At 71.7% G+C, this 24,587-nt stretch carries 22 protein-coding genes; 10 read left to right on the top strand and 12 right to left on the bottom strand.

What is annotated here, in order from left to right; genetic code table 11:
* Positions 1-41: 41 nt before the first annotated feature.
* On the bottom strand, positions 42-1,943 hold the full coding sequence (locus OG802_RS20090) for a hypothetical protein (protein WP_443055282.1): 1,902 nt from the start codon (positions 1,941-1,943) through the stop codon (positions 42-44).
* A gap of 390 nt (positions 1,944-2,333) precedes the next feature.
* Here OG802_RS20090 and radA point away from each other — a divergent pair, with 390 nt between their 5' ends.
* Both radA and disA read left to right on the top strand, forming a co-directional pair.
* Positions 2,334-3,743: a DNA repair protein RadA gene (gene radA, locus OG802_RS20085; RefSeq protein ID WP_329412396.1), complete on the top strand. Its 1,410-nt coding sequence runs from the start codon at positions 2,334-2,336 to the stop codon at positions 3,741-3,743.
* Positions 3,744-3,823: 80 nt separating this feature from the next.
* Positions 3,824-4,948: a DNA integrity scanning diadenylate cyclase DisA gene (gene disA, locus OG802_RS20080; RefSeq protein WP_069773158.1), complete on the top strand. Its 1,125-nt coding sequence runs from the start codon at positions 3,824-3,826 to the stop codon at positions 4,946-4,948.
* Between the two features lie 118 nt (positions 4,949-5,066).
* On the opposite strand, the gene OG802_RS20075 is transcribed toward disA, so the two are convergent.
* The gene (locus OG802_RS20075) at positions 5,067-5,942 is read right to left on the bottom strand and encodes a hypothetical protein (protein ID WP_329412393.1); all 876 of its coding nucleotides are present in this window, start codon (positions 5,940-5,942) and stop codon (positions 5,067-5,069) included.
* 260 nt (positions 5,943-6,202) lie between these two features.
* Here OG802_RS20075 and OG802_RS20070 point away from each other — a divergent pair, with 260 nt between their 5' ends.
* The 5 genes from OG802_RS20070 to cseC all read left to right on the top strand — a co-directional run bounded on the left by OG802_RS20070 (position 6,203) and on the right by cseC (position 11,236).
* Positions 6,203-7,150 carry an A/G-specific adenine glycosylase gene (locus OG802_RS20070; protein ID WP_329412391.1) on the top strand — a complete coding sequence of 316 codons (948 nt, stop codon included), beginning with the start codon at positions 6,203-6,205 and terminating at the stop codon, positions 7,148-7,150.
* 488 nt (positions 7,151-7,638) lie between these two features.
* Positions 7,639-8,181: a SigE family RNA polymerase sigma factor gene (locus OG802_RS20065; protein ID WP_329417220.1), complete on the top strand. Its 543-nt coding sequence runs from the start codon at positions 7,639-7,641 to the stop codon at positions 8,179-8,181.
* Positions 8,166-8,825 (top strand): hypothetical protein, encoded by a 660-nt coding sequence (locus tag OG802_RS20060; RefSeq protein WP_329412390.1) that lies wholly within the window; start codon positions 8,166-8,168, stop codon positions 8,823-8,825. Before OG802_RS20065 ends, OG802_RS20060 begins: the two co-directional genes overlap by 16 nt.
* 346 nt (positions 8,826-9,171) lie before the next feature.
* The gene (gene cseB, locus OG802_RS20055; protein ID WP_329412388.1) at positions 9,172-9,873 is read left to right on the top strand and encodes a two-component system response regulator CseB; all 702 of its coding nucleotides are present in this window, start codon (positions 9,172-9,174) and stop codon (positions 9,871-9,873) included.
* A 19-nt stretch (positions 9,874-9,892) separates the two neighbouring features.
* Positions 9,893-11,236, top strand: coding sequence for a two-component system sensor histidine kinase CseC (gene cseC, locus OG802_RS20050; protein WP_329412387.1), 1,344 nt, complete (start codon positions 9,893-9,895; stop codon positions 11,234-11,236).
* A 395-nt stretch (positions 11,237-11,631) separates the two neighbouring features.
* Here cseC and OG802_RS20045 read toward each other — a convergent pair whose 3' ends face one another.
* Positions 11,632-13,215 carry an MDR family MFS transporter gene (locus OG802_RS20045; RefSeq protein WP_329412385.1) on the bottom strand — a complete coding sequence of 528 codons (1,584 nt, stop codon included), beginning with the start codon at positions 13,213-13,215 and terminating at the stop codon, positions 11,632-11,634.
* A gap of 166 nt (positions 13,216-13,381) precedes the next feature.
* On the opposite strand from OG802_RS20045, the gene OG802_RS20040 reads away from it, so the two are divergent.
* On the top strand, positions 13,382-13,969 hold the full coding sequence (locus OG802_RS20040) for a TetR/AcrR family transcriptional regulator (RefSeq protein WP_329412383.1): 588 nt from the start codon (positions 13,382-13,384) through the stop codon (positions 13,967-13,969).
* Between the two features lie 36 nt (positions 13,970-14,005).
* Here the strand turns inward: OG802_RS20040 and OG802_RS20035 are convergent, their stop codons facing one another.
* Positions 14,006-14,587, bottom strand: coding sequence for a M23 family metallopeptidase (locus tag OG802_RS20035; protein WP_329412381.1), 582 nt, complete (start codon positions 14,585-14,587; stop codon positions 14,006-14,008).
* Between the two features lie 517 nt (positions 14,588-15,104).
* Here OG802_RS20035 and OG802_RS20030 point away from each other — a divergent pair.
* On the top strand, positions 15,105-15,773 hold the full coding sequence (locus tag OG802_RS20030; protein WP_329412378.1) for an HAD family acid phosphatase: 669 nt from the start codon (positions 15,105-15,107) through the stop codon (positions 15,771-15,773).
* Between the two features lie 120 nt (positions 15,774-15,893).
* On the opposite strand, the gene OG802_RS20025 is transcribed toward OG802_RS20030, so the two are convergent.
* Positions 15,894-18,419, bottom strand: coding sequence for an ATP-dependent Clp protease ATP-binding subunit (locus OG802_RS20025; RefSeq protein ID WP_329412377.1), 2,526 nt, complete (start codon positions 18,417-18,419; stop codon positions 15,894-15,896).
* A 430-nt stretch (positions 18,420-18,849) separates the two neighbouring features.
* On the opposite strand from OG802_RS20025, the gene OG802_RS20020 reads away from it, so the two are divergent.
* Positions 18,850-19,560 carry an SCO3374 family protein gene (locus OG802_RS20020; protein WP_329412376.1) on the top strand — a complete coding sequence of 237 codons (711 nt, stop codon included), beginning with the start codon at positions 18,850-18,852 and terminating at the stop codon, positions 19,558-19,560.
* On the opposite strand, the gene OG802_RS20015 is transcribed toward OG802_RS20020, so the two are convergent.
* The 7 genes from OG802_RS20015 to nadC form a co-directional block, all read right to left on the bottom strand.
* Positions 19,539-19,877, bottom strand: a complete 339-nt coding sequence (locus OG802_RS20015) for a histone-like nucleoid-structuring protein Lsr2 (RefSeq protein ID WP_329412374.1) — start codon at positions 19,875-19,877, stop codon at positions 19,539-19,541. The genes OG802_RS20020 and OG802_RS20015 overlap by 22 nt on opposite strands.
* A gap of 224 nt (positions 19,878-20,101) precedes the next feature.
* Positions 20,102-20,650 (bottom strand): amino-acid N-acetyltransferase, encoded by a 549-nt coding sequence (locus OG802_RS20010; protein ID WP_329412371.1) that lies wholly within the window; start codon positions 20,648-20,650, stop codon positions 20,102-20,104.
* A gap of 9 nt (positions 20,651-20,659) precedes the next feature.
* Positions 20,660-21,172, bottom strand: coding sequence for a BlaI/MecI/CopY family transcriptional regulator (locus tag OG802_RS20005; protein ID WP_443055448.1), 513 nt, complete (start codon positions 21,170-21,172; stop codon positions 20,660-20,662).
* A gap of 171 nt (positions 21,173-21,343) precedes the next feature.
* Complete coding sequence (locus OG802_RS20000) at positions 21,344-21,523, bottom strand: hypothetical protein (protein WP_329412366.1); 180 nt, start codon at positions 21,521-21,523, stop codon at positions 21,344-21,346.
* 53 nt (positions 21,524-21,576) lie between these two features.
* Positions 21,577-22,347: a hypothetical protein gene (locus OG802_RS19995; RefSeq protein WP_329417218.1), complete on the bottom strand. Its 771-nt coding sequence runs from the start codon at positions 22,345-22,347 to the stop codon at positions 21,577-21,579.
* 429 nt (positions 22,348-22,776) lie between these two features.
* Entirely contained in the window at positions 22,777-23,574 is a 798-nt protein-coding gene (locus OG802_RS19990) for a type III pantothenate kinase (RefSeq protein ID WP_329412365.1), read from the bottom strand.
* A gap of 16 nt (positions 23,575-23,590) precedes the next feature.
* The gene (gene nadC / locus OG802_RS19985; RefSeq protein WP_329412363.1) at positions 23,591-24,586 is read right to left on the bottom strand and encodes a carboxylating nicotinate-nucleotide diphosphorylase; all 996 of its coding nucleotides are present in this window, start codon (positions 24,584-24,586) and stop codon (positions 23,591-23,593) included.
* Between the last annotated feature and the right edge of the window lies 1 nt (position 24,587).

Below are 24,587 nucleotides of genomic sequence, written 5' to 3'. Positions count from 1 at the left end.
GTCGCGCCGGTGGGTCCGGGCCGTCGGCCCGCCTGGGCCGTTCAGGACGTGGCCGGGCTCGGCGGGTCGTCGTCGGTCGTCGGGGACGGGCTGTCCGGGGCGGACGGGGACGGGTCCCCGGGCGTCGGCTCCGGGTCCGCCGAGGTGGGCGGGGCCGTCGGTGTGGGGTCCGGGGAGGACGGGGCCGTCGGAGTCGGCTCCGGGCCGGACGTGGGGGGCGGATCACCGGGGCCCGGGCCATGGCCGTGGCCGTGGCCGTGGCCATGCCCGTGCCCGTGCCCGTGCCCGTCGCCGGGGTGGGACGGGCCGGGAGCGGTGCCGTAGCCCTCGATCGAGACGACCGCGCCCGCCGGGGCGATCGCCACGCGCGCGTGCCAGTGCCCGGAGGGTTCGCGCAGGGGGTCGACGTACACCCTGACCGTCACCGACTCGCCGGGCTTCAGCGTGCCCGTGGTACGGCTCAGATAGAGCCAGGGGGCCGCCGTGGTGGCCGACCAGCGGATCGGCTTCTCCGCCTCCGCGGACGCGGCGAGGGTGATGAGGGTGGTGTCGCCGCTGGTGACGGCCTTCACCGACAGCCGGCCGGCCGCACCGTGCCCGAGTCCGCTGACGCTGATGACCTCCACGGACACGTCCGGCTCGCCGCGCCGGGCCGGGCCGGCGCCGGGCCGGGTGCTGACGTTCCCGGCGTTCTCGTAGCCGCCCCCGGTCTCGCCGTCGAAGCCGCCGGGGCCGTGCGCCTCGCCCGCGCTGGCCGAGCGGCCCTCGGCCCCCTCCCCCGTCGGCGTGCCGCGGTAGGCCGCCCACAGGGCGATGACGGGGGCGGCGACGACGGTGGCGACGACGGTCGTCGTGACCGCACGCGCGCGCAGGCGCTCCCGGCGGGCGGCGCGGTCCTTGGGGTCCATCGGGAAGCCGCGCCGGTCGTAGCGCGGCACGGCGACTCCCCGCGCGCGGGAGGGCCTCGCCATGGCGACGTGCAGCTGCGCGCGGGGCGCCTCCAGGATCGGCAGCTCGGCGGGGGTGACGCCGGCGCCGGGCCAGCGGCCGGGGACGGCGCGCTCGGCGGCGCGGCGGCAGTGCGGGCAGTCGTCGACGTGCCGGACCAGCTCGCGGCGCAGGGCGGCGCTCAGCACGAGCTGGTTCTCACCGGCGAGCCGGCTCACCCCGGGACAGCCGCCGGTCTCGACGACGGCGAGCGCCGCGCGCGTGCGCTCGACCTCACAGGCCGCGGAGGCGAGCAGTTCGCGGGCGGCGGCGAGATCCCTGCCGAGCACGGCGGCGACCTCGTGCGCGGCCAGGTGATGACGCACGGCCAGTTCCAGGGCCTCGCGCTGCTCCGGCGAGGTGCCGGCGGCCTCCGGCCAGGCGAGCAGGGCGAGTTCGCGCCGCCGCCGCTCCTGAAGCCCGTCGGGGACGGGCCCCCCGGACGCGACAGAGGGGCTGGAGACGGAAGCCGGCGCGGAGGTGGAGGCGGAGGCGGAAGGGACGGCGCCTGCGGCCTGAGCCGCGTCTGCCGAGGACGCCGAGGACGCCGGAGAGGCCGCGGGCGTCGCGGTGGTGGTGTGTTTCCCGGCCGGGCGGCGGCGGCCGCCGTCGCGGTGCGCGGCGTGCGTGCTCCGGCGTCTCTGCCTGGCCTCGGTGAGCTTGCGCAGACAGGCCCAGCGGGCCAGGGCGTACAGCCAGGCCCGGCGGTCGCCCGCGGCGTCCGGCATCCGCTGCCCGCGCCGCTCGGCGAACGCGAGGGCGTCCCCGAGGGCGGCGGTGGCCGCGTCGTGGTCGCACAGGACCGACAGACAGTAGGTGAACAGGCCGTCCAGGTACGGCTCGTAGCGCGCGGGCGGCCGCTGCGCGAGCGTGCGCGCCGCAGCGGTGTCGCGCGCCTCCCGGTGCGCCCGGTGCGCGCCGGTCGTGCGGGTCGAGGTTTCCGGGCTGCTGCTCATCACCCGTGCGACCGTAGGCGGCGCGGAACGAGGTCCACTTGTCCCTTGAGTCCTTTTAATCCGTACGGGTGAAACGATCCCTCATAAGGGGACCCGGAAGGCGGGTCCGATGGCTCGTTCGTGACGGGGCGTGGCCGGATCGCAGGGGGCGCCGCCGCCCGCCCCGCCGTGCGCCCCCGCGCGCGGACGGCGACGAGGGAGCGACGGGGGGCCGACCGGGGGGCCGGCGGAGGGGTCGCGGGGTGATGACGGAGGGCGGCGGGGGCGCGACGGCGGCGGGTGGCGGAGCGCGGCCTGCGGAGGGCATGGAGGGGCGGCGCGGGGGCCTTCGGGAGCGCGCTCGTCCACAGGCCCGTCCGGCTGTCGGTGGCGGCGGTTACGGTTGCCCCCATGGCTGCCCGTACGAAGACCACCAAGGACCGACCGTCCTACCGCTGCACGGAGTGCGGCTGGCAGACGGCCAAGTGGCTCGGCCGCTGCCCCGAGTGCCAGGCGTGGGGGACGGTCGAGGAGTACGGCACGCCCGCGGTCCGCACGACGGCGCCGGGCCGGGTCACCACCTCCGCGCTCCCGATCGGCCAGGTCGACGGCCGCCAGGCCACCGCACGCCCCACCGGCGTGCCCGAGCTGGACCGCGTCCTGGGCGGCGGGCTCGTGCCCGGCGCGGTGGTGCTGCTGGCCGGGGAGCCCGGCGTCGGCAAGTCGACGCTGCTGCTCGACGTGGCGGCCAAGTCGGCCAGTGCCGAGCACCGCACCCTCTACGTCACGGGCGAGGAGTCGGCGTCGCAGGTCCGGCTGCGCGCCGACCGCATCGGCGCGCTCGACGACCATCTGTACCTGGCCGCCGAGACCGATCTCGCGGCCGTCCTCGGCCACTTGGACGCCGTGAAGCCGTCCCTGCTGATCGTGGACTCCGTGCAGACGGTCGCCTCTCCGGAGATCGACGGGGCGCCCGGCGGCATGGCCCAGGTCCGCGAGGTGGCGGGCGCCCTGATCCGTGCCTCGAAGGAACGCGGCATGTCCACGCTCCTGGTGGGCCACGTCACCAAGGACGGCGCGATCGCCGGCCCCCGCCTCCTCGAACATCTGGTGGACGTCGTCCTTAGCTTTGAGGGCGACCGGCACGCGCGGCTGCGCCTGGTGCGCGGCGTCAAGAACCGCTACGGCGCCACCGACGAGGTCGGCTGCTTCGAACTGCACGACGAGGGCATCACGGGCCTTACGGACCCGAGCGGACTTTTCCTGACCCGTCGTGACGAACCGGTCCCGGGTACCTGTCTGACGGTCACCCTGGAGGGCCGACGCCCGCTGGTCGCCGAGGTGCAGGCGCTCACCGTGGACTCCCAGATCCCCTCGCCCCGGCGCACGACGTCCGGCCTGGAGACCTCCCGCGTCTCCATGATGCTGGCCGTGCTGGAGCAGCGCGGCCGGATCACCGCCCTCGGCAAGCGGGACATCTACTCCGCCACGGTCGGCGGGGTGAAGCTGTCGGAGCCGGCCGCGGACCTGGCGATCGCCCTCGCCCTGGCCTCCGCCGCGAGTGACACCCCGCTGCCCAAGAACCTCGTCGCGATCGGCGAGGTGGGCCTCGCGGGCGAGGTCAGACGGGTCACGGGCGTCCAGCGCAGACTGTCCGAGGCCCATCGTCTGGGCTTCACGCACGCGCTCGTGCCGGGCGACCCCGGCAAGATCCCGGCGGGCATGAAGGTCCTGGAGGTCGCGGACATGGGGGACGCCCTGCGGGTCCTGCCGCGCTCCCGTCGCCGAGACGCCCCACGGGAGTCGGAGGACCGCCGGTAGACTTTGCCCTGGTCTCGCCCGTCCGTACGAAACGAGTGCGCGGAACGGGAGCGTCCCAGACCTGTGACCGGAGGAGTGCAGTGGCAGCCAACGACCGGGCGGCAGCTCCCGGAAAGTCCGGTGGGAGTTCCGGTGCCGACGGCCTGATGCGTGCCGCGCTGAGCGCGGTGGCTCCCGGCACGGCCCTGCGCGACGGCCTGGAGAGGATCCTGCGCGGCAACACCGGCGGGCTCATCGTCCTGGGCTCCGACAAGACCGTCGAGGCCATGTGCACGGGCGGGTTCGTCCTGGACGTGGAGTTCGCCGCCACCCGGCTGCGCGAGCTGTGCAAGCTCGACGGCGGCATCGTGGTCTCCTCCGACCTGTCGAAGATCCTCCGCGCCGGCGTCCAGCTGGTGCCGGACCCCACGATCCCGACGGAGGAGACGGGCACCCGGCACCGCACGGCCGACCGGGTCAGCAAGCAGGTCGGCTACCCGGTCGTCTCGGTCTCGCAGTCCATGCGCCTGATCGCCCTGTACGTCGACGGGCAGCGCCGCGTCCTGGAGGACTCCGCGGCGATCCTGTCCCGCGCGAACCAGGCGCTGGCCACCCTGGAGCGCTACAAGCTCCGGCTGGACGAGGTCGCGGGAACGTTGTCAGCGCTGGAGATCGAGGACCTCGTGACGGTCCGGGACGTCTCCGCGGTGGCACAGCGGCTGGAGATGGTCCGCCGCATCGCCACCGAAATCGCCGAATACGTGGTCGAACTGGGCACGGACGGGCGGCTGCTCGCCCTCCAGCTCGACGAGCTGATCGCGGGCGTGGAGCCGGAGCGCGAGCTGGTCGTCCGCGACTACGTCCCCGAGCCCACGGCCAAGCGCTCCCGCACGGTCGACGAGGCGCTCTACGAGCTGAACGCGCTCTCCCACGCCGAGCTGCTCGAAATGTCCACGGTGGCACGGGCGTTGGGCTACACCGGCTCCCCCGAGGCGCTCGACTCGGCGGTCTCCCCGCGTGGCTTCCGCCTGCTGGCGAAGGTGCCTCGTCTGCCCGGCGCCATCATCGACCGTCTGGTCGAGCACTTCGGCGGCCTGCAGAAACTGCTCGCGGCGAGCGTCGACGATCTGCAGACGGTGGACGGCGTGGGCGAGGCGCGCGCCCGGAGCGTGCGCGAGGGCCTGTCCCGGCTGGCCGAGTCGTCGATCCTGGAGCGCTACGTCTGACCGGCTGAACCGACCAGGACGCGCACCGGCGCAGACCGGGGCGCGTACCGGCGCAGACCGGGGGCGCGTACCGACGAGGTTGTGTGCCGGCGCCGCTCAGCGCCGGCCGCGCGGTGACTCAGTCGCTCTTCAGGACGAAGGACGTCTGCGCTTTCGCGAATCCCGGGGCCTTGGCCTCCACCAGATAGGTGCCCGCTCCGGCCGTGCCCGCCGGAGGCGTGGCGCACTGCGGAGCGCTCGGCTTGCGGTCCCACTTCAGGGTGTACGTGAAGCTGCTTCGGGCCGGCACGCGGTACAGCAGGCTCCCGGCGCCCTTGGGGCAGTCCGCGGACGACCAGTAGTCGTCGTCACCGTCGGCCTTCGTGATCGTCAACACCGCCTTCTTCGGCCCGAGATCGACCTTGCAGTCGGCGGCCGAGCTGTTCCGGGCCGTCAGCCTGAAAGTGGGGGCCTCGTCCGGCGAGTACGCGTTGCGGACGCTGCGCAGCGTCAACGTCACGGCGCCGGGCGCGCAGTTGGGCAGCGTCGTGCCGGCCGGCAGCGTCGTGGCGGTGCCTCCGTCGCCCCCGATGGCGCCCCCGCCGCCGATCGCGCCCACGCCGCCGTTGCCGCTCGCGCTGCCGTTGACGCCGTCGTCGAGGTCGCCCGAGCCGGCCGCACCGCCGTCCGCGCCACCGGTTCCCGCGCCGCCGCCCGAGCCCGCACCGGATCCCGTGCCCGAGCCGGACCCGCCGGTGGCGCCCCCGCTCGACTCGTCCCGGCCGCCCGGCTTCTGACTGATCGCGGGCCCCGACCCGGACGGCCCCGGCGTGATCGAGGAGGCGGGGTTCTTGCCGCCGCCCCCGTCGGCGCCGTTCCGGCCGCCGCCTCCGCCCGACGTCGTCACCCACAGGACCAGCAACGCCAACAGGGCGAACACGGACAGCAGTACGGCCCTCCGTCGCCAGTAGATGGAGGAGGGAAGCGGCCCGACCGGATTGCGCAGTGATCCCACGGCCCAAACTGTACGAGAGATCGACGCGTTCCCTGGCCGCACCCGCCGCCGAGAACACAACTTTTCCGGATCATCATTTCGGAAACGGCCCTCCGCGCAGCCGACTTCGCCGCCCGCGCCCGCGCCGCCGTTGCCGATCGCACGCATTGCAGCTCTGGCCATGGCCTCGGCGTCCGCGCGGGAGACGCCTCCGCCGTGCGGCCCGGTCAAGTGGCGGTACGCGCGCGTGCCGCGGTGCGCATGGCAGGATCGGTAGGGCCATGACTGCTCCCACGAAGCCCCCGCACAGCAGCAGCCCCTTCCATGACCGCGCCGGCGCGGACGCCGACGCCCCCGGAGCGGATCTGCACGCCCCGGTGATCGACTGGTTCGACGACCACGCCCGCGACCTCCCCTGGCGACGCCCCGAGGCCGGGGCGTGGGGGGTGATGGTCAGCGAGTTCATGCTCCAGCAGACGCCGGTCAGCCGCGTCCTGCCGGTCTACGAGCAGTGGATCGCCCGCTGGCCGCGCCCCGCCGACCTCGCCGTGGAGGCCCCGGGCGAGGCCGTGCGCGCCTGGGGGCGGCTCGGCTACCCGCGCCGCGCCCTGCGCCTGCACGGCGCCGCGGTGGCCATAACGGAACGGCACGGCGGCGACGTGCCGTCCGACCACGCACAGCTCCTGGCACTGCCCGGCATCGGCGAGTACACGGCCGCGGCCGTCGCCTCCTTCGCCTACGGGCAGCGGCACGCCGTCCTGGACACCAATGTCCGCCGCGTCTTCGCGCGCGCCGTCCGCGGCGTGCAGTACCCGCCGAACGCCACCACCGCCGCCGAGCGCAAACTGGCCCGCGCCCTGCTGCCCGACGACGAGCCGACGGCCGCGCGCTGGGCCGCGGCGTCCATGGAGCTGGGCGCGCTCGTCTGCACGGCCAGGAACGAGGCGTGCGCGCGGTGCCCGATCGCCGCGCAGTGCGCCTGGCGGCTCGCGGGCAAGCCGGAACACGACGGCCCGGCGCGCCGCGGCCAGACCTACGCCGGCACCGACCGGCAGGTCAGAGGCAAGCTGCTCGCCGTCCTGCGCGACGCGCACGCCCCCGTGCCGCAGGCCGCCCTCGACCGCGTATGGCACGAGCCGGTGCAACGCGCGCGTGCGCTGGACGGACTGGTCGCGGACGGGCTGGTGGAGCCGCTGCCCGACGGCCTGTACCGGCTGCCGCTCACCTGACGCCCGGTCGGCCCTACACCGGGAGCCTTCGTCACGGCTCCTGTCGGCGTTCGTCACGGCCACCTTTGGCGTTGGTCAGGGGCGCCGTCGGCGTTCGTCAGGGCCGGCGGCGGCTTTCCTCATGGTCGGCGACGGAGGCCGACTAGCAGCGAGCGGGCTGCGACGGGGGGCCACGACAGGGCTTCGCGAGGGAGCTTCGAGGGGGTCGCGAGGGACTGTCACGGGTGTCGCCGGGCGTTCGTCACGGCCGACGCGAGGACGAATCTCTCCATAACCCGGCGAACCGATCCTTCCTCCTACCCAGAACTCATGGCCGTTACACAACCGACGGACAGCTGAGCGCTGGCCGAAGGCTCCTTCGGACAACGCCGTGACAACACCTCCGTAGCTTCATCTGCGTACCCGGCGGAGATCCGGCGGGCCGCAGACCACAAGCAGTGAAGCCGGCGATGACCACCGCCGGAACGGGGAATCGGAGGCGGTTGACCATGGCGCAGGGCGAGGTGCTCGAGTTCGAGGAATACGTCCGCACACGGCAGGACGCGCTGCTGCGCAGCGCACGTCGGCTCGTCCCGGACCCGGTCGACGCCCAGGACCTGTTGCAGACCGCGCTGGCCCGGACGTACGGCCGCTGGGACGGCATCGCGGACAAGCGGCTCGCGGACGCCTACCTGCGCCGGGTGATGATCAACACGCGGACCGAGTGGTGGCGGGCCCGCAAGCTGGAGGAAGTGCCGACCGAGCAGCTCCCCGACGCCTGCGTGGACGACTCCACCGAGCAGCACGCCGACCGCGCCCTGCTCATGGACGCGATGAAGGTGCTGGCACCCAAGCAGCGGAGCGTCGTCGTGCTGCGACACTGGGAGCAGATGTCCACGGACGAGACGGCCGCCGCCCTCGGCATGTCGGCCGGAACGGTCAAGAGCACGCTGCACCGGGCGCTCGCCCGGCTCCGTGAGGAGCTGGAAGCCCGCGATCTGGACGCACGCGCGCTGGAGCGTGAGGAGCGGGAGCGTTGCGCGGCGGCCTGACCCAGGTCGGGCCCACACCGGCCCGAGGCACCATCCAGGCGGCGATCACGGCGATGACCGTGCTCGCCGCCCTCGCCCTTTTCGTCTCCGCCTGCGGCACCGGCGGCACCGGCGCGCGGGACGAGGGCCCGGCGCACGCCGACGCGGTCGTGGGCGCCACGGCCCCGCCCTCGGCCTCTCCCACCGGCGCCCCGGACCGTACGGAAGCGGTGCGCCTCGTCAAGAACGATCCGGCGGTGTCGGCGGAGGTCAAGAACGAGCTGAAGCCCTGCGCCGGCGACGAGTACCCGGTCGACGTGTCGTACGGACACCTCACCGGCGGTTCCGGCGACGACCTCATCGTCAACGTGCTCACCTGCGGCGACATCGTCGGCCTCGGCTCCTACGTCTACCGGGAGGACGGCGACGGCTACGCGAACGTGTTCAAGGCGGAGGAGCCCCCCGTCTACGCCGAGATAGACCGCGGCGACCTGGTGGTGACCAACCAGGTGTACGAGAAGGGCGACCCCGTCTCCAGCCCCTCCGGGGAGAACGTGGTGACGTACCGCTGGGTCGCGGGCCGCTTCCGCAAGGAGTACAGCTGGCACAACGACTACAGCAGCGTCGTCGGCGACGAGCCCACACCGGTGCCGACGACCGGCTGACCTGCGCGGGAGCCACCGGCCGAAGATTTTTCGGGTCGGCGTGAACCGATCGGGCCGCTCGTTCCGATCATCTGGTGGAGGGGCGGGAGCGGGCGAGGGCGGGCGGACAGTGAACGCTCGCGGCGTCCCGCGCGTCCCCCCAGGGGGTGTACCTGACAGCAGGCGGACAGAAACCCGACAGACTGACCGACGACGGATGACGGACGACGGACACGGCCAAGGACACGGCCACCACGGCCACCACGGCCACCACGGCCACCACGGCCAACGGTGCCCGATGACCGACGGCCGTCAGGCGCCCCGCCGACACGCACACGAGCACGCAACGAGAACTGAGAGCACCGGGATGGCAGACCAGACCCACGTTCTGTTCGTCGAGGACGACGACGTCATCCGCGAGGCCACCCAGCTCGCCCTGGAGCGGGACGGCTTCGCGGTGACCGCGATGCCCGACGGCCTGTCCGGCCTGGAGGCCTTCCGCGCCGACCGCCCCGACATCGCGCTGCTGGACGTCATGGTCCCGGGCCTGGACGGCGTGAGCCTGTGCCGGCGCATCCGGGACGAGTCCACGGTCCCGGTGATCATGCTGTCCGCGCGCGCCGACTCCATCGACGTCGTCCTGGGCCTGGAGGCCGGCGCCGACGACTATGTGACCAAGCCGTTCGACGGGGCCGTCCTGGTCGCCAGGATCCGGGCCGTGCTGCGCCGGTTCGGCCACGCCGGCGGCGGTGACCGCGCCGAGCCCGACGCGGCCCCGGCCGGCGGTGTGCTGGCCTTCGGCGACCTGGAAGTCGACACGGAGGGCATGGAGGTGCGCCGGGCCGGGCAGCCGGTGGCGCTGACCCCGACCGAGATGCGCCTGCTGCTGGAGTTCTCCTCCGCTCCGGGCACCGTCCTCTCGCGCGACAAACTCCTGGAGCGGGTGTGGGACTACGGCTGGGGCGGCGACACCCGGGTCGTCGACGTCCATGTGCAGCGGCTGCGCACGAAGATCGGCCAGGACCGCATCGAGACGGTCCGCGGCTTCGGCTACAAGTTGAAGGCCTGAGCGGGGCGGGGACGGAAGTATGCGGGGGATGATCCGGCACCTGGGCCCGGCGCGCGTGGAGGGCTTGGGCCTGCGCACGGGGCTGCGATGGAAGCTGAGCGCGGCGATCGCGCTGGTCGGCGCGCTGGTGGCGATCGCGCTCAGCCTGGTCGTGCACAACGCCGCGCGCGTCTCCATGCTGGACAACGCGCGCGATCTGGCCGACGAACGCGTCCAGATCGCCCAGACCAACTACGAGAAGCTGGGGCGGCCGAACTTCCCCAACATCAAGATCGACGACGTCGGGCTGCCGGTCGCGCTGCGCGAGAAGGTCCGCGAAGGCCGCCGGGTGACGTTCGTCTCCGACCGCGGGGGCGGGGTGCCGGACATCTGGGCCGCCGTGCCGGTCAAGGGCGGGCATGTGCTGTCCCTGCACACCGGGTTCACCGACCGCAGCACGGACATCCTCAAGGACCTCGACCAGGCCCTGGTGATCGGCTCGATCGCGGTCGTCCTCGGCGGCAGCGCGGTCGGCGTCCTCATCGGCGGCCAGATGTCGCGCCGGCTGCGCAAGGCGGCGGCCGCGGCGAACCAGGTCGCCAGGGGCGAGACGAACGTCCGCGTCCGTGACGCGATAGGCGGGGTCGTGCGGGACGAGACCGACGACCTGGCGAGCGCGGTGGACGCCATGGCGGACACCCTCCAGGCGCGGCTGGAGGCCGAACGGCGGGTCACCGCGGACATCGCACACGAACTGCGCACTCCGGTGACGGGACTGCTGACGGCGGCCGAGCTGCTGCCGCCGGGCCGGCCGACCGAGCTGGTGCTGGACCGCGCCAAGGCCATGCGCACCCTCGTCGAGGACGTCCTGGAAGTGGCCCGGCTGGACGGCGCCTCGGAGCGTGCCGAGTTGCAGGACATCGTGCTGGGCGAGTTCGTGTCCCGCCGGGTGGCGGCCAAGGACCCGGACGTCGAGGTGCGGGTGGTGCACGAGTCGATGGTCACGACCGACCCGCGCCGCCTGGAGCGGGTGCTGTTCAACCTGCTGGCCAACGCGGCCCGGCACGGCAAGCCGCCCATCCAGGTCACCGTCGAGGGCCGGGTCATCCGGGTCCGCGACCACGGCCCCGGCTTCCCCGCGGATCTGCTCGCCGATGGGCCGAGCCGCTTCCGCACCGGCAGCGCCGACCGGGCGGGGCACGGACACGGTCTCGGCCTCACCATCGCGGCGGGCCAGGCCCGCGTCCTGGGAGCCCGGCTGACCTTTCGCAACGTGCGGCCCGCGGGGGCCCCGGAGCACATACCGTCCGAGGGCGCCGTGGCCGTCCTGTGGCTGCCCGAGCACGCGCCGACCAACACCGGAAGCTATCCGACGATGCCGTGAGGGGCCCGCCGCCGGACCACCGCCCCGACCACCACCCGGACCGGTGCCACACCCCACGGCGGGCACCTGGCGGGCGCCGGGGGCGGCCGTGGGCGGCACCGCTGCGGACGCCGGCACTGCTGCCGCTCCGGGCACCGCGCCCGCCGTCGGTCGGTCGGTACGGGGGCCGCCGTCGGCCCCCGCCTGCGCCGTAGGCGCCGCCGCCACCGATGCCACCTGCCACCGACTCGGTTCTCTCCGTTTCCTCCGTCATCCTCACCGAGCACAGACGCCTGCTTTCGGTGCCGGAGAGCCTCCTCGCGTGCGGGAGAGCCTCTCCGGCGAGGTGGGACGGGGGCATGAGGAAGGCCCCCGAGGCGGACACCGCCGGAGGCCTTCGTTCAGTGCTGGTGGGGTCAGACCGCCTCGGCCATGGGCGGCGGCGCGACGGCCGGACCGTCGGTCCCGTCGTTCGCCTTCTGCGGTCCCGCCCCCTTCAGCGGAACCTCCTTCACGAACACCGCCGCCACCAGCGCGGCGATCGCCACCACGGCGCCCAGCAGGAACGCCGTGTGGGTGCCGGCCGACACCGCGTGCTGGTAGGCCTCCCGGGCGGCCGCGGGCAGCTTGGCCAGGCTGGCCGCGTCCAGCTGCGCGGACTGCTCGGTGATCTTCGAGCCCAGTGAGCCGGCCCGCTCGGACATCACGTCCTGGACCCGGTTGTTGAACAGGGCGCCCATGATCGCGACGCCGAAGGAGGAGCCGAGGGTGCGGAACAGGGTGGTGGACGAGGACGCGACGCCCATGTCCTTCATCTCGACGCTGTTCTGGGCGACCAGCATCGTGATCTGCATCAGGCAGCCCATGCCGAGGCCGACGACGGCCATGAAGACGCCGGAGGTGAGGCGGCTGGTCCCGGTGTCCATCGTCGACAGCAGGTACAGGCCGATCACCATCAGGACGCTGCCGACGACCGGGAAGATCTTGTACTTGCCGCTGTTGGTCGTCACCCGCCCGGCCACCATCGAGGTGACCAGCATCGCGCCGAGCATCGGCAGCAGAAGCAGCCCGGAGTTGGTCGCGGAGGCGCCCTGCACCGACTGCTGGTACAGCGGCAGGAAGAGGGTGGCGCCGAACATCACGAAGCCGGTGATGAAGCCGATCAGGGACATCAGGGTGAAGTTGCGGCTGCGGAAGATGTGCAGCGGCACGATCGGTTCCGCGGCCCTGGTCTGCCAGAACACGAACCCGATGAGCGAGGCGACGCCGATGGCGACGAGCTCCATGATCCGCGCGGAGGTCCAGGCGTACTCCGAGCCGCCCCAGGTGGTGACGAGGACGATGGAGGTGATGCCGAGCGTCAGCAGACCGGCGCCCAGGTAGTCGATGCGCGCCTGCGAGCGCTTCCTCGGCAGATGCAGGACCACGCTGATCGCGATGAGGGACACCACGCCGAGCGGCAGGTTGATGTAGAAGGACCAGCGCCAGCCCCAGTTGTCGGTGATGGTGCCGCCGACGAGCGGGCCGCCGATCATCGCGAGCGCCATGACGCCGGCCATCATGCCCTGGTACTTGCCGCGCTCCCGCGGCGGGATCAGGTCGCCGATGATGGCCATGACGCCGACCATCAGACCGCCCGCGCCGAGGCCCTGGATCGCGCGGAACCCGATGAGTTCGCCCATGTTCTGGGCCATGCCGCTGAGCGCGGAGCCGATCAGGAAGATCACGATCGACGCCATGAAGGCGCCCTTGCGCCCGTACATGTCGCCGATCTTGCCCCAGATGGGGGTGGAGGCGGCGGTCGCCAGCGTGTAGCCGGTCACGACCCACGAGAGGTGTTCGAGGCCGCCCAGGTCACCGACGATCGTCGGCATCGCGGTGCCCACGATCATGTTGTCGAGCATCGCGAGCATCATGGTGATCATGAGCGCGAGCAGGACGACCCGCACGCTTCTGGGCTGTTTCTCCGGCTCGGTCTCTGGTGTCTTCGTGTCCGCCATCGTTCCCACTCCCCTGGGTCCCGCTCCGGCCGGCTACTTACTTGCCGCCCGGCTAGTTCAGTACACTGGGAAGGTAGCCCTGTCACTAGCCGGTCGTCAAGTAAGTTAAGGGTGTCGAACTAGCCGGGCGGCAAGTAAGTTTCGCGGGAGCCCTAGGAGTACGAGGATGGACCGCACCATGGACGGCACCAAGCAGCAGCGTCGCGGCAACACCCGCCAGCGCATCCAGGACGTGGCCCTCGAACTGTTCGCCGAGCAGGGTTACGAGAAGACCTCCCTCCGCGAGATCGCGGAACGTCTGGAGGTCACCAAGGCGGCTCTGTACTACCACTTCAAGACCAAGGAAGAGATCATCGTCGGCATCTTCACGGATCTGACGAAACCGATCGAAGACCTGATCGAGTGGGGCGGGGAGCAGCCGCACACCCTGGAGACCAAGCACGAACTCGTACGGCGCTACAGCAAGGCCCTGTCCGAGGCGGCCCCGCTCTTCCGCTTCATGCAGGAGAACCAGGCGACGGTGCGCGAGCTCCAGATCGGCGACTCGTTCAAGGACCGCATGCGCGGCCTGCGCGACATCATCATGGACCCAGAGGCCCCCCTCACCGACCAGGTCCGCTGCGTGAGCGCCATCTTCACGCTGCACGCCGGGATGTTCTTCCTGAACGACCTCGACGGCGACCCCGAGGACAAGCGGGCCGCTGTCCTGGAGGTCGCCGTCGATCTCGTGACGCAGGCGCATCACGGCGGCTGATCGCGGACCGGCGTCACCGCGCCGGTCCCGCAGGGGTCAGACCTTGACGCCCTTGGCGTGCAGGAAGGCGACCGGGTTGATCGCCGAGCCGTAGTTGGCGGTCTTGCGGATCTCGAAGTGCAGGTGCGGACCGCTGGAGTTGCCGGTGTTGCCGGACCGCGCTATCTCCTGGCCGGTCTTCACGACCTGGCCGATCTTCACCTCGATGCGCGAGAGGTGGGCGTACTGCGAGTACACGCCGTTGGCGTGCTTGATCACGATGGCGTTGCCGTAGGCCGGGCCGTCGCCGGCGCCGTTGCCGCCGGCCTTCACCACGGTGCCGCCGTGCGCGGCCATGACCTTGGTGCCGCTCGGCACGGCGAAGTCCTGACCGCTGTGGGTGGACTGCCACATCTTGCCGGCCTGGGCGAACCCGGCGGACAGCGTGTACTTCTTCACCGGGTCCATCCAGGAGGCGGCGGAGACGGCCTTCTTGGCGGCCGGCGCGGCGGCGGGGGCGGCGGCGGACGCCACTCCGGTCCCCAGCACGACCGAGGCGCCCACTGCGGCGGCCCCGACGGCCACGCTGGTGCGGAGCAGGGACGTACGGGAAGAACGGAACGTGACGCGCTGGAACATCGAAGACCTCATGGGATCGGGGACAGCGGAAACCACCTGGCGGGAACCTCCGCCGCGGTGGCCATCCCTTGGTAACCCGGTGGCCCACAGGCCCACAAACGTGTGATCTACGACGGAAGCTAGTACTTCACCGCAAAACTTCCCAGTCCTTGACAGACCGCCCGTTCCGGACACTTTCGACACCGGGCCGGTCCATGAGCCCTTCGCGCATCCGGAACGCCACACACCCGTCCGTTTTGCCCGAAAATGCGCTGCGACTATTCCGCCTAGTAGGGCCCGAACCACCTGTGCGGCATGTCACCGGCCCCCCGCCTCAAGGGACTTCGGAATGTGACGGCGGCTACTCCCGTGCCCCGTACGGCACTTGTGACCCCGGTCACGTCACGTGCACGGGTCTGTGACCGGGGTCTCGTTCGCGTCTACCGTCCAGTAACCCGCTGGTTCCCCTCGGATCATTCCGAACGATGAGCATGTCCACGACACCGGTAGCGCAAGGACGCGAGAGGACCCCCCACCCATGACCAGAGGCACCTGGACGCGCCGCATCGCCCTGACCGCGGTGGCGACCGCGGCCGCCACCGCGCTGGCCCTCCCGGCCGGCGCCCAGGCGGCGACGACGGCAGACACCTCCGCCGTGTCCGTCTCCGGCGCGGCCACCGCCACGGTGGCCACCGCCTCCGCGGCGGCCGCGAAGGTCGACTACGCCACCTGGCAGCAGGACTGCCAGGCCGTGATGAACCAGGCGCTGCCGGCCCTGAAGCAGCGCATCGCCGCGGCGAAGCCGGGCGAGAAGCAGGCGATCGTCTTCGACATCGACAACACCACCCTGGAGTCCGACTTCGGCTTCCACTACCCGGCCCCGGCCAACAAGCCCGTCCTCGACGTGGCCAGGTACGCGCAGGAGCACGGCGTCGCCCTGTTCTTCGTCACCGCCCGCCCGGGCATCATCTCCGGGGTGACCGACTACAACCTCAAGACCGTCGGCTACGACGTCTCCGGCCTGTACGTGCGCGGCTTCCTGGACCTCTTCAAGGACGTCGCCGCCTACAAGACCGCCCAGCGCGTCACCATCGAGTCCAAGGGCTACACGATCATCGCGAACGTCGGCAACAGCGCCACCGACCTGTCGGGCGGCCACGCCGAGACGACGTACAAGCTGCCCGACTACGACGGCCAGCTCTCCTGAGCCACCAGGGCACGCGCACCTCCTGAGCCACCAGGACACGCGCACCTGACCCACCAGGGCATGCGAGAGGGGCCGGTGCTGGAAAGCACCGGCCCCTCTCTTCGGCTCGACCCGGGAGGGTCAGGCGTCCTTGCTCAGGTTCGGACCGGCTCCGCCGGCCGCCTGCTCGATCGGCGGGACGTCGGGCAGCGCGGCCTTCTCCTCGCCGCGGAAGGTGAACGTCTTGGCGTCACCCTCGCCCTCGGTGTCGACGACCACGATGTGACCGGGACGCAGCTCACCGAAGAGGATCTTCTCCGACAGCGAGTCCTCGATCTCGCGCTGGATGGTGCGACGCAGCGGACGCGCACCCAGCACCGGGTCGTAACCCTTCTTCGACAGCAGCTCCTTGGCGGACGAGGAGAGCTCGATGCCCATGTCCCGGTCCTTCAGGCGCTCGTCCACCTTGCCGATCATCAGGTCGACGATCCGCAGGATGTCCGCCTGCGTGAGCTGCGGGAAGACCACCACGTCGTCGACGCGGTTGAGGAACTCGGGACGGAAGTGCTGCTTGAGCTCGTCCGACACCTTGTTCTTCATGCGCTCGTAGTTGGTCTTCGAGTCGCCCGAGGCCGCGAAGCCCAGGTTGAAGCCCTTGGAGATGTCCCGGGTGCCGAGGTTGGTCGTCATGATGATGACCGTGTTCTTGAAGTCCACGACCCGGCCCTGGGAGTCGGTCAGCCGACCGTCCTCCAGGATCTGCAACAGCGAGTTGAAGATGTCCGGGTGGGCCTTCTCGACCTCGTCGAAGAGGACGACGGAGAACGGCTTGCGGCGGACCTTCTCGGTCAGCTGGCCGCCCTCTTCGTAGCCCACGTATCCGGGGGGCGAACCGAAGAGACGCGACACCGTGTGCTTCTCGCTGAACTCCGACATGTCGAGGGAGATCAGCGCGTCCTCGTCGCCGAAGAGGAACTCGGCGAGCGCCTTGGACAGCTCGGTCTTACCGACACCGGACGGGCCGGCGAAGATGAACGAGCCACCGGGACGCTTCGGGTCCTTCAGACCGGCACGCGTACGGCGGATCGCCTTCGACAGCGCCTTGACGGCGTCGACCTGGCCGATGACCCGCTTGTGGAGTTCGTCCTCCATGCGCAGCAGACGCGAGGACTCCTCCTCGGTCAGCTTGAAGACCGGGATGCCGGTGGCGGTCGCGAGGACCTCGGCGATCAGCTCGCCGTCGACCTCGGCGACGACGTCCATGTCGCCGGCCTTCCACTCCTTCTCGCGCTTGGCCTTGGCGGCCAGGAGCTGCTTCTCCTTGTCGCGGAGGGAGGCGGCCTTCTCGAAGTCCTGCGAGTCGATCGCGGACTCCTTGTCGCGGCGCACGCCGGCGATCTTCTCGTCGAACTCGCGCAGGTCCGGCGGAGCGGTCATCCGGCGGATGCGCATCCGGGAACCGGCCTCGTCGATCAGGTCGATCGCCTTGTCCGGCAGGAAGCGGTCCGAGATGTACCGGTCGGCCAGGGTGGCGGCCTGGACGAGGGCCTCGTCCGTGATGGAGACGCGGTGGTGCGCCTCGTACCGGTCGCGCAGACCCTTGAGGATCTCGATGGTGTGCGGCAGCGACGGCTCGGCGACCTGGATGGGCTGGAAGCGGCGCTCGAGGGCCGCGTCCTTCTCCAGGTGCTTGCGGTACTCGTCGAGCGTGGTGGCGCCGATGGTCTGGAGCTCACCGCGGGCAAGCATCGGCTTGAGGATCGACGCGGCGTCGATCGCGCCCTCGGCCGCGCCCGCACCGACCAGCGTGTGCAGCTCGTCGATGAACAGGATGATGTCACCGCGGGTGCGGATCTCCTTGAGGACCTTCTTCAGGCGCTCCTCGAAGTCACCGCGGTAGCGGGAGCCGGCGACCAGCGCGCCGAGGTCCAGGGTGTAGAGGTGCTTGTCCTTGAGGGTCTCGGGCACCTCGCCCTTGACGATGGCCTGCGCGAGGCCCTCGACGACGGCGGTCTTGCCGACGCCGGGCTCACCGATGAGGACCGGGTTGTTCTTGGTGCGGCGGGACAGCACCTGCATGACCCGCTCGATCTCCTTCTCGCGCCCGATGACCGGGTCGAGCTTGGACTCACGAGCGGCCTGGGTGAGGTTCCGGCCGAACTGGTCGAGGACCAGGGACGTCGAGGGCGTGCCCTCGGCAGGCCCGCCGGCGGTGGCGGTCTCCTTGCCCTGGTAACCGGAGAGCAGCTGGATGACCTGCTGACGCACCCGGTTGAGATCTGCGCCCAGCTTGACGAGGACCTGGGCGGCGACGCCCTCGCCCTCGCGGATCAGGCCGAGCAGGATGTGCTCCGTGCCGATGTAGTTGTGGCCCAGCTGAAGCGCCTCGCGGAGCGACAGCTCCAGGACCTTCTTGGCACGGGGGGTGAAGGGGATGTGGCCGGACGGAGCCTGCTGCCCTTGCCCGATGATCTCCTCCACCTGCTGGCGGACCGCCTCGAGCGAAATCCCGAGGCTCTCAAGGGCCTTGGCGGCGACACCCTCACCCTCGTGGATCAGGCCCAGGAGGATGTGCTCGGTGCCGATGTAGTTGTGGTTGAGCATCCGGGCTTCTTCCTGAGCCAGGACGACAACCCGCCGCGCGCGGTCGGTGAACCTCTCGAACATCGTTAATCGCTCCTCAGAGCGGTCAGGCAGTGGGGGGAACTTCCCCTCCCTGTCCTTCCGCAGCTTAGTCCCGCAAGCGGGGACCGCTCATTCCAACTGCCGACACCGTCGATGGCCTCCTGACCCCGAACGCCGACATCTGCTCCAACCCGATGGTGCGAGACGATGTTCCCGCAGGCCAGGCAGATACCCCAGTCGCCAGTACGCCGATGGCGAACGTGAGACCGCCTTTCCTGCGTGTCGCCCCCTCCCACTAGGGATGTCTTACCCGCCGGGACTGACAGTCCATGCCGTACGGCCCCGTTCCCTCCGCTACGGGCGAACAACCTTGCGTCTCCCCGCACCCGTACCCGCCTCCCCTGCCGGAACCCTGTGCAGTCACAGAAACACCCAGCGTAACTTGCGGGCCTTTTCCGCGGTTGCACTTGGCATGGTTGGCTCAGTTCCCCCGCTCGCCCGCCCGGCCGCCGCCGCGATCACCACGGTCCCCGTCCCCCGGCGGCCGCTCGACCCCGATGGTGCGGCCGGCCCGGCGGGTTCGGCCGGCCCGGCGGGTTCGGCCGGCCCGGCGGGTTCGGCCGGTTCCGAGGACCGGATCCGCGGCTGGTACGAGAACGAACTGGGCTGGACGACCGTGCCCGGATCGCCGGTACGACTTTCGGTGGGTGAGCGCTTCGACGTCCTGGACGTGCCGGCCGAGGCGGGCTTCGCCGCGCTGCGACGCCTGGCGCCGGACTCTCCGGTGGCCGTGCGGGGCGACCGGATGCGGCTGCTGGTGGCGGCGGGCGGCGCGGACGAGGTGCCGGGCATCCTGCGCTGGCTGGACTGGGGCGCGTTGCCGCTGGACCTGACGGCGATCGGCGAGGGCGGGACCGTCGAGGCGCCGCCGCCCGCACGCCCGCCGGGCCGTTCCCCGGACCGCGTTCCGGGACCGTGCCGCCCCGGGCCGGTGCAGGGGGCCGCCGTCTGGCTGCGGCCCCCCGTGGCAGGGCGCGAGGTCGAGGACTCGCTGCCGACGATGTCGGCGTCGGGGGGCGTTGGGGGCGCCCCCGATCTCGTACGGCTGGTGGACACGCTGGCGACGCATTGTCACCGTGTCCGGCTGCGGCGCGCGTGCCCTCAGCCGTTGGCCTTCTCGTAGGCCTCGCGAATGGTCGCCGGAACTCGGCCGCGGTCATTGACCTCGAAACCGTTCTCCTTCGCCCACGCGCGGATCTGAGCGGTGTCCTGGCTGCCGCCGCCGGAAGCCGCACGCGTCTTTCCGCGCCCGCCGGAAGCACGCCCGCCGGTGCGGCGGCCGCCCTTCACGTAGGGCTCGAGAAGTCCACGCAGCTTGTCGGCATTGGTGGTCGTGAGATCGATCTCGTACGTCTTGCCGTCCAGCGCGAACGTCACGGTCTCGTCCGCCTCGCCGCCGTCGAGGTCATCGACAAGAAGGACCTGAACCTTCTGTGCCACCGGATTTCCTTTCATCGAAAACGTGAGGGCCGGGGGTCAGCGGCGTCCGCCGTTTAGCCGCACCCTGTTATATGCAGTACTGCAGTACGTCGGAAAGCAAACCGCTTTTGCTGAGAAAACACAAACCCCTGGCAGAGACCCGCAGCCCCGCCCCGGCCCGGAAACGTGCGCGTTTCGGACATAGGGCACCCGGGCAAGGCGGGTCGGCCGGAATGCGGCGACGATCACAGATGCAGAAGCATCCGGCTGTTGCCCAAGGTGTTCGGTTTCACTCGTTCGAGTCCGAGGAACTCCGCGACGCCCTCGTCATAGGAACGCAGCAGCTCCGCGTAGACATCGGTGTCGACGGGCGTCTCACCGATCTCCACGAAGCCGTGCTTGGCGAAGAAGTCCACTTCGAAGGTCAGACAGAAAACACGGCGAACGCCGAGCCAGCGCGCGGTGTGGAGCAACTTCTCCAACAACTGGTGGCCCACGCCGGCGCCCTTGAGCCCGGGCTTCACCGCGAGAGTGCGCACTTCGGCCAGGTCTTCCCACATGACGTGCAGGGCGCCGCAGCCGACCACCTCGGCGTTGTCGTCGCGTTCGGCGACCCAGAACTCCTGGATGTCCTCGTAAAGGGTCACGGTCGCTTTGTCGAGCAGGATGCCGCCGCGGACGTAGGCGTCAAGGAGACGGCGCACGGCGTCGACATCGCCTGTCCGGGCCCGCCGGACGGTGATGGCTTTAGCGGTGACTCCGACGTTCTCGGCCGAGGGACTCTCTGCTGACATGTGCGGACGCTATCGCCCGCCGCCCTCCGATGCCGAGGCGGGGTTCTCCCCGGCGCCGCCGGTACTCGCCCCACTCCCCCCACTCCCCCCGTTCTCGGCAGTCGGGGCGGTTGCGGGTTCCGCGCGTTCAGGTTCGGCGGGTTCGGGTTCACGGGGTTCGCGTACGGGTTCGGGTTCGCGTACGGGTTCGGCGGTTTCCGGCCCCTGGACGATGCGCACGGCGTCGCGCAGCGCTCCGCGCTGTTCCTCGCTCATCATCCCGAAGAAGGCGACGAGAGCGGCCGCGGGGTTGTCGCTCTGGGACCAGGCGTCGTTCATCAGGGCGGCGGCGTAGGCGGCGCGGGTGGAGACCGCCTCATATCGATAGGCCCGGCCTTCCGCTTCACGGCGCACCCAGCCCTTCTGATGGAGATTGTCCAAAACGGTCATCACCGTGGTGTACGCGATGGACCGTTCCTGCTGAAGGTCTTCCAGGACTTCTCGAACGGTCACCGGGCGGTTCCACTTCCACACCCGCGTCATGACCGAGTCTTCGAGTTCTCCCAATGGGCGAGGCACAGCTCAGAACAATAGTGGGAGATCCCGTCAATCGCGTGCCGGACGGGCATCTTCATCATCAAACGCGAACAAAAAGGGCGTGCGGCTCCGAATGGAGACGCACGCCCTGGAGGGCTGTACGGGTGCGGCGGGCCGTCAGGCCTCGGGGCCGGCGGAGGCCTGGCGGGCGCCCTCCGCGCGCGCGAGCGCGGCGTCGACGACCGCGTCCTCCTTGGCCTTGTTGGCGCCGCCCTGGGTCTTCACGATCACCCTGATCAGACCGACGAAGAACACGGCCATGACGACGGGGGGCACGAGCGCGGAGACGTAGTCCATGGATCCAGAGTAGCCAGACGGGAGCCGGATCTTCGGGCGGGGTTGCGGCCCGGTCAGCCGACGGCCAGCCGGTGCTGCCGGGCGTCGGCGGGCGGCGGGGCCGGTTTGCGCCGCGGGAAGACCTCGCCGGGAGTGGGGACGGGCCGGCGGGCCGGCTCGGAGCCGGGCTTGACCGGTACCGGCCCCGGGCCTGGCGCGGGCGCGGCCGGCTTCTCGGCGGGTTCCTTCCGGGGTGCGGGCGCGGGCTTCTTCCCCGGCTCCCCGGCCGCCGCTCCCTCGGCCCCGGCATCGCCCCTCGCATCGGTCCGGCCGTCGCCGCCCGGGGTCGTCCCGGCGGCGACGGCCGGGGCGAGGGCGGGGCGGCGTGCCGCGGAGAGGCCCCCGGGAAGGGCCTGGAGGTGCGTACGGGACGCCGGGACGGTGGGGACGGCCGATCCGGCCCGGCGGGCCGCACGGCTCGCCAGACGGGCGCGTACGTCCTGCTCGGCGAGAGCCTGGCAGCGGTCCAGGAGCGCCGCGGCCGTGGGGTTGCCGCGCAGGGCGCGGAGCGCGGCGAGGTCGTCCGGCTCGGGGAGGTGGCCGGTGGCCAGCACCTCCTCCAGAAGGGTGAGGTAGCCGGCGGCGGTGCCGGGGAGGGCTGCGCGGTACCGGCCGAGGTCGGCCACGAGGAAGGCCCGCAGGCGGGCGGCCTCGCCCATCGCCTCGTCGAGCGACTCGGCGAGGCGATGGCAGTCCTGGACGTCCTCGGCGGTGACGGGGCCGGGGTGGAGGGCGATGGCGAGGGCGCGGCGGAGCACACGCAGCTCCTCCGCGCCGAACGCCAGGCCGCCGCGGGATCCGCATGGCGTGGGCATGCGGCGACGATACGCGCTAATCAGACAAATGAGACATGGAGATCGGACGCGGCGCGCCGGGATCCGCCCTGGTGGCCCACCGCTCACCCCCTGATGGCCCACCGGGCCGTCACCCGCCGCCGCCCGCGGGGAAGCGGGCCGGGCCCGGCCCCAGGTCCGGGCCCGGCTGCCCGAGGCGGAACGCCGGATCCGGCTGCCGGCGGCGGGGCCCATCCGGCGGGCCGCCCGAGCCCGATCGACCGGGCCGATCGGGCCCAACCGGGCGGACTCGGCCGACCGGCACGGACGCTCCGACGACTGCGGGCCTTCGCCTCGACCGACGGCCGCGGGCCCCTCGCCTCGACCGGCGCGGACCGGCGCCGTCGTCCGCGTCTCCCGCGCGTGGGAGACGCGGACGGCTCACATGCGCGAGACGTTGCGCTCGTACACCAGGCGCAGGCCGATCAGCGTCAGCCACGGCTCGTGCTCGTCGATCACCGAGGACTCGCCGAGCACCATCGGCGCCAGCCCGCCCGTCGCGATCACCGTGACCTCGTCCGGGTCGTCCGCCAGCTCGCGGGCCATCCGGGTCACCACGCCGTCGACCTGGCCGGCGAATCCGTAGACGATCCCGGACTGCATGGCCTCGACGGTGTTCTTGCCGATCACGCTGCGCGGGCGGGCCACCTCGATCTTGCGCAGCTGCGCGGCCTTCACGCCGAGCGCCTCCACGGAGATCTCGATGCCGGGGGCGATGACGCCGCCGACGTACTCCCCGCGCGCGCTGACCGCGTCGAACGTGGTGGCCGTGCCGAAGTCGACGACGATCGCCGGGCCGCCGTAGAGCTCGTTCGCCGCGACGGCGTTGATGATGCGGTCGGCGCCGACCTCCTTGGGGTTGTCGAACAGGATCGGCACGCCCGTCTTCACGCCGGGTTCGACGAGCACGGCGGGCACGTCGCCGTAGTACCGGCGCGTCACCTCGCGCAGTTCGTGCAGCACCGAGGGCACGGTCGCGCAGATCGCGATCCCGTCGATGCCGTCGCCCAGCTCGTCCCCGAGGAGCGGGTGCATGCCCATCAGGCCCTGGAGGAGGACGGCGAGTTCGTCCGCGGTGCGGCGCGAGTCGGTGGAGATGCGCCAGTGCTCGACGATGTCCTCACCGTCGAACAGGCCGAGCACGGTGTGCGTGTTGCCCACGTCGATCGTCAGCAGCATGGCCGGTTCCCGTTCCCTACTCAGCCGCTCGCAGATCCAGACCGATGTCCAGGATCGGCGAGGAGTGCGTCAGCGCCCCGACGGCGAGGAAGTCCACGCCGGTGTCGGCGTACGCCTTGGCGTTGTCCAGGGTCAGCCGGCCCGACGCCTCCAGCAGGGCCCGCCCGCCGACGATGCCCACGGCCTCCTCGCACTCACCGGGGGTGAAGTTGTCCAGGAGGATCAGGTCGGCGCCGGCGTCGATCACCTCGCGCAGCTGGTGCAGGGTGTCGACCTCGACCTCGATGGGCACGTCCGGGAACGCCTCCCGGACGGCCTCGAAGGCCTGCGCGACGCCGCCCGCGGCGACCACGTGGTTGTCCTTGACCAGGGCCGCGTCGGACAGCGACATCCGGTGGTTGACGCCGCCGCCGCAGCGGACGGCGAACTTCTCCAGCGAGCGCAGGCCGGGCGTCGTCTTGCGGGTGTCGCGCACACGCGCGCTGGTGCCTTCCAGGACGTCGGCCCACGCGCGCGTGGCGGTGGCGATGCCGGACAGGCGGCACAGGAGGTTGAGCGCGCTGCGTTCGGCGGTGAGGAGGTCACGCGTGCGCGTGGTGACCGACAGCAGCGGCTGCCCGGCCTCCACGCGGTCGCCGTCCTCGACGTGCCGCTCGACCTCGAACTCGTCCGTGCAGACGACCGAGACGACGGCCTCGGCGATCCGGAGGCCCGCGACCACGCCGGCCTCGCGGGCGGTGAAGTCGGCGGTGGCGACCGCGTCCTCGGGGATGGTCGCGACGGTCGTCACGTCGACGCCGTGGGCCAGGTCCTCGCCGATGGCGACGTTGGCGATGTCCTCCACCTCGACCGGGTCGAGCCCGGCGTGGGACAGGAGCCCGGCGAGCGCGGGGTCGAGCCCGCACTCCATGTAGGCGGCGTGTCCTTCTTCGGTGAGTTCGGCGTCGGCGCCGCAGGCACAGTCGTCGCCGCAGCCGCCGCTCCGGGCGAGGGGAAGGTCGGGGGTGCTCACG

Origin of the sequence: Streptomyces sp. NBC_00704 (assembly GCF_036226605.1) — a bacterium.
GTDB lineage: Bacteria > Actinomycetota > Actinomycetes > Streptomycetales > Streptomycetaceae > Streptomyces.
The sequence above is the reverse complement of the archived record's forward strand: the minus strand, read 5'-3'. Positions and strand labels throughout refer to the sequence as shown.

Excerpts from the sequence above, each read along its gene's own strand:
- OG802_RS20090 (WP_443055282.1), bottom strand. The coding sequence starts at position 1,943 with ATGAGCAGCAGCCCGGAAACCTCGACCCGCACGACCGGCGCGCACCGG.
- radA (WP_329412396.1), top strand. The coding sequence starts at position 2,334 with ATGGCTGCCCGTACGAAGACCACCAAGGACCGACCGTCCTACCGCTGC.
- OG802_RS20070 (WP_329412391.1), top strand. The coding sequence starts at position 6,203 with ATGACTGCTCCCACGAAGCCCCCGCACAGCAGCAGCCCCTTCCATGAC.
- OG802_RS20065 (WP_329417220.1), top strand. The coding sequence starts at position 7,639 with ATGGCGCAGGGCGAGGTGCTCGAGTTCGAGGAATACGTCCGCACACGG.
- cseB (WP_329412388.1), top strand. The coding sequence starts at position 9,172 with ATGGCAGACCAGACCCACGTTCTGTTCGTCGAGGACGACGACGTCATC.
- cseC (WP_329412387.1), top strand. The coding sequence starts at position 9,893 with ATGCGGGGGATGATCCGGCACCTGGGCCCGGCGCGCGTGGAGGGCTTG.
- OG802_RS20045 (WP_329412385.1), bottom strand. The coding sequence starts at position 13,215 with ATGGCGGACACGAAGACACCAGAGACCGAGCCGGAGAAACAGCCCAGA.
- OG802_RS20040 (WP_329412383.1), top strand. The coding sequence starts at position 13,382 with ATGGACCGCACCATGGACGGCACCAAGCAGCAGCGTCGCGGCAACACC.
- OG802_RS20035 (WP_329412381.1), bottom strand. The coding sequence starts at position 14,587 with ATGTTCCAGCGCGTCACGTTCCGTTCTTCCCGTACGTCCCTGCTCCGC.
- OG802_RS20030 (WP_329412378.1), top strand. The coding sequence starts at position 15,105 with ATGACCAGAGGCACCTGGACGCGCCGCATCGCCCTGACCGCGGTGGCG.
- OG802_RS20025 (WP_329412377.1), bottom strand. The coding sequence starts at position 18,419 with ATGTTCGAGAGGTTCACCGACCGCGCGCGGCGGGTTGTCGTCCTGGCT.
- OG802_RS20020 (WP_329412376.1), top strand. The coding sequence starts at position 18,850 with ATGGTTGGCTCAGTTCCCCCGCTCGCCCGCCCGGCCGCCGCCGCGATC.
- OG802_RS20010 (WP_329412371.1), bottom strand. The coding sequence starts at position 20,650 with ATGTCAGCAGAGAGTCCCTCGGCCGAGAACGTCGGAGTCACCGCTAAA.
- OG802_RS20005 (WP_443055448.1), bottom strand. The coding sequence starts at position 21,172 with ATGACGCGGGTGTGGAAGTGGAACCGCCCGGTGACCGTTCGAGAAGTC.
- OG802_RS20000 (WP_329412366.1), bottom strand. The coding sequence starts at position 21,523 with ATGGACTACGTCTCCGCGCTCGTGCCCCCCGTCGTCATGGCCGTGTTC.
- OG802_RS19990 (WP_329412365.1), bottom strand. The coding sequence starts at position 23,574 with ATGCTGCTGACGATCGACGTGGGCAACACGCACACCGTGCTCGGCCTG.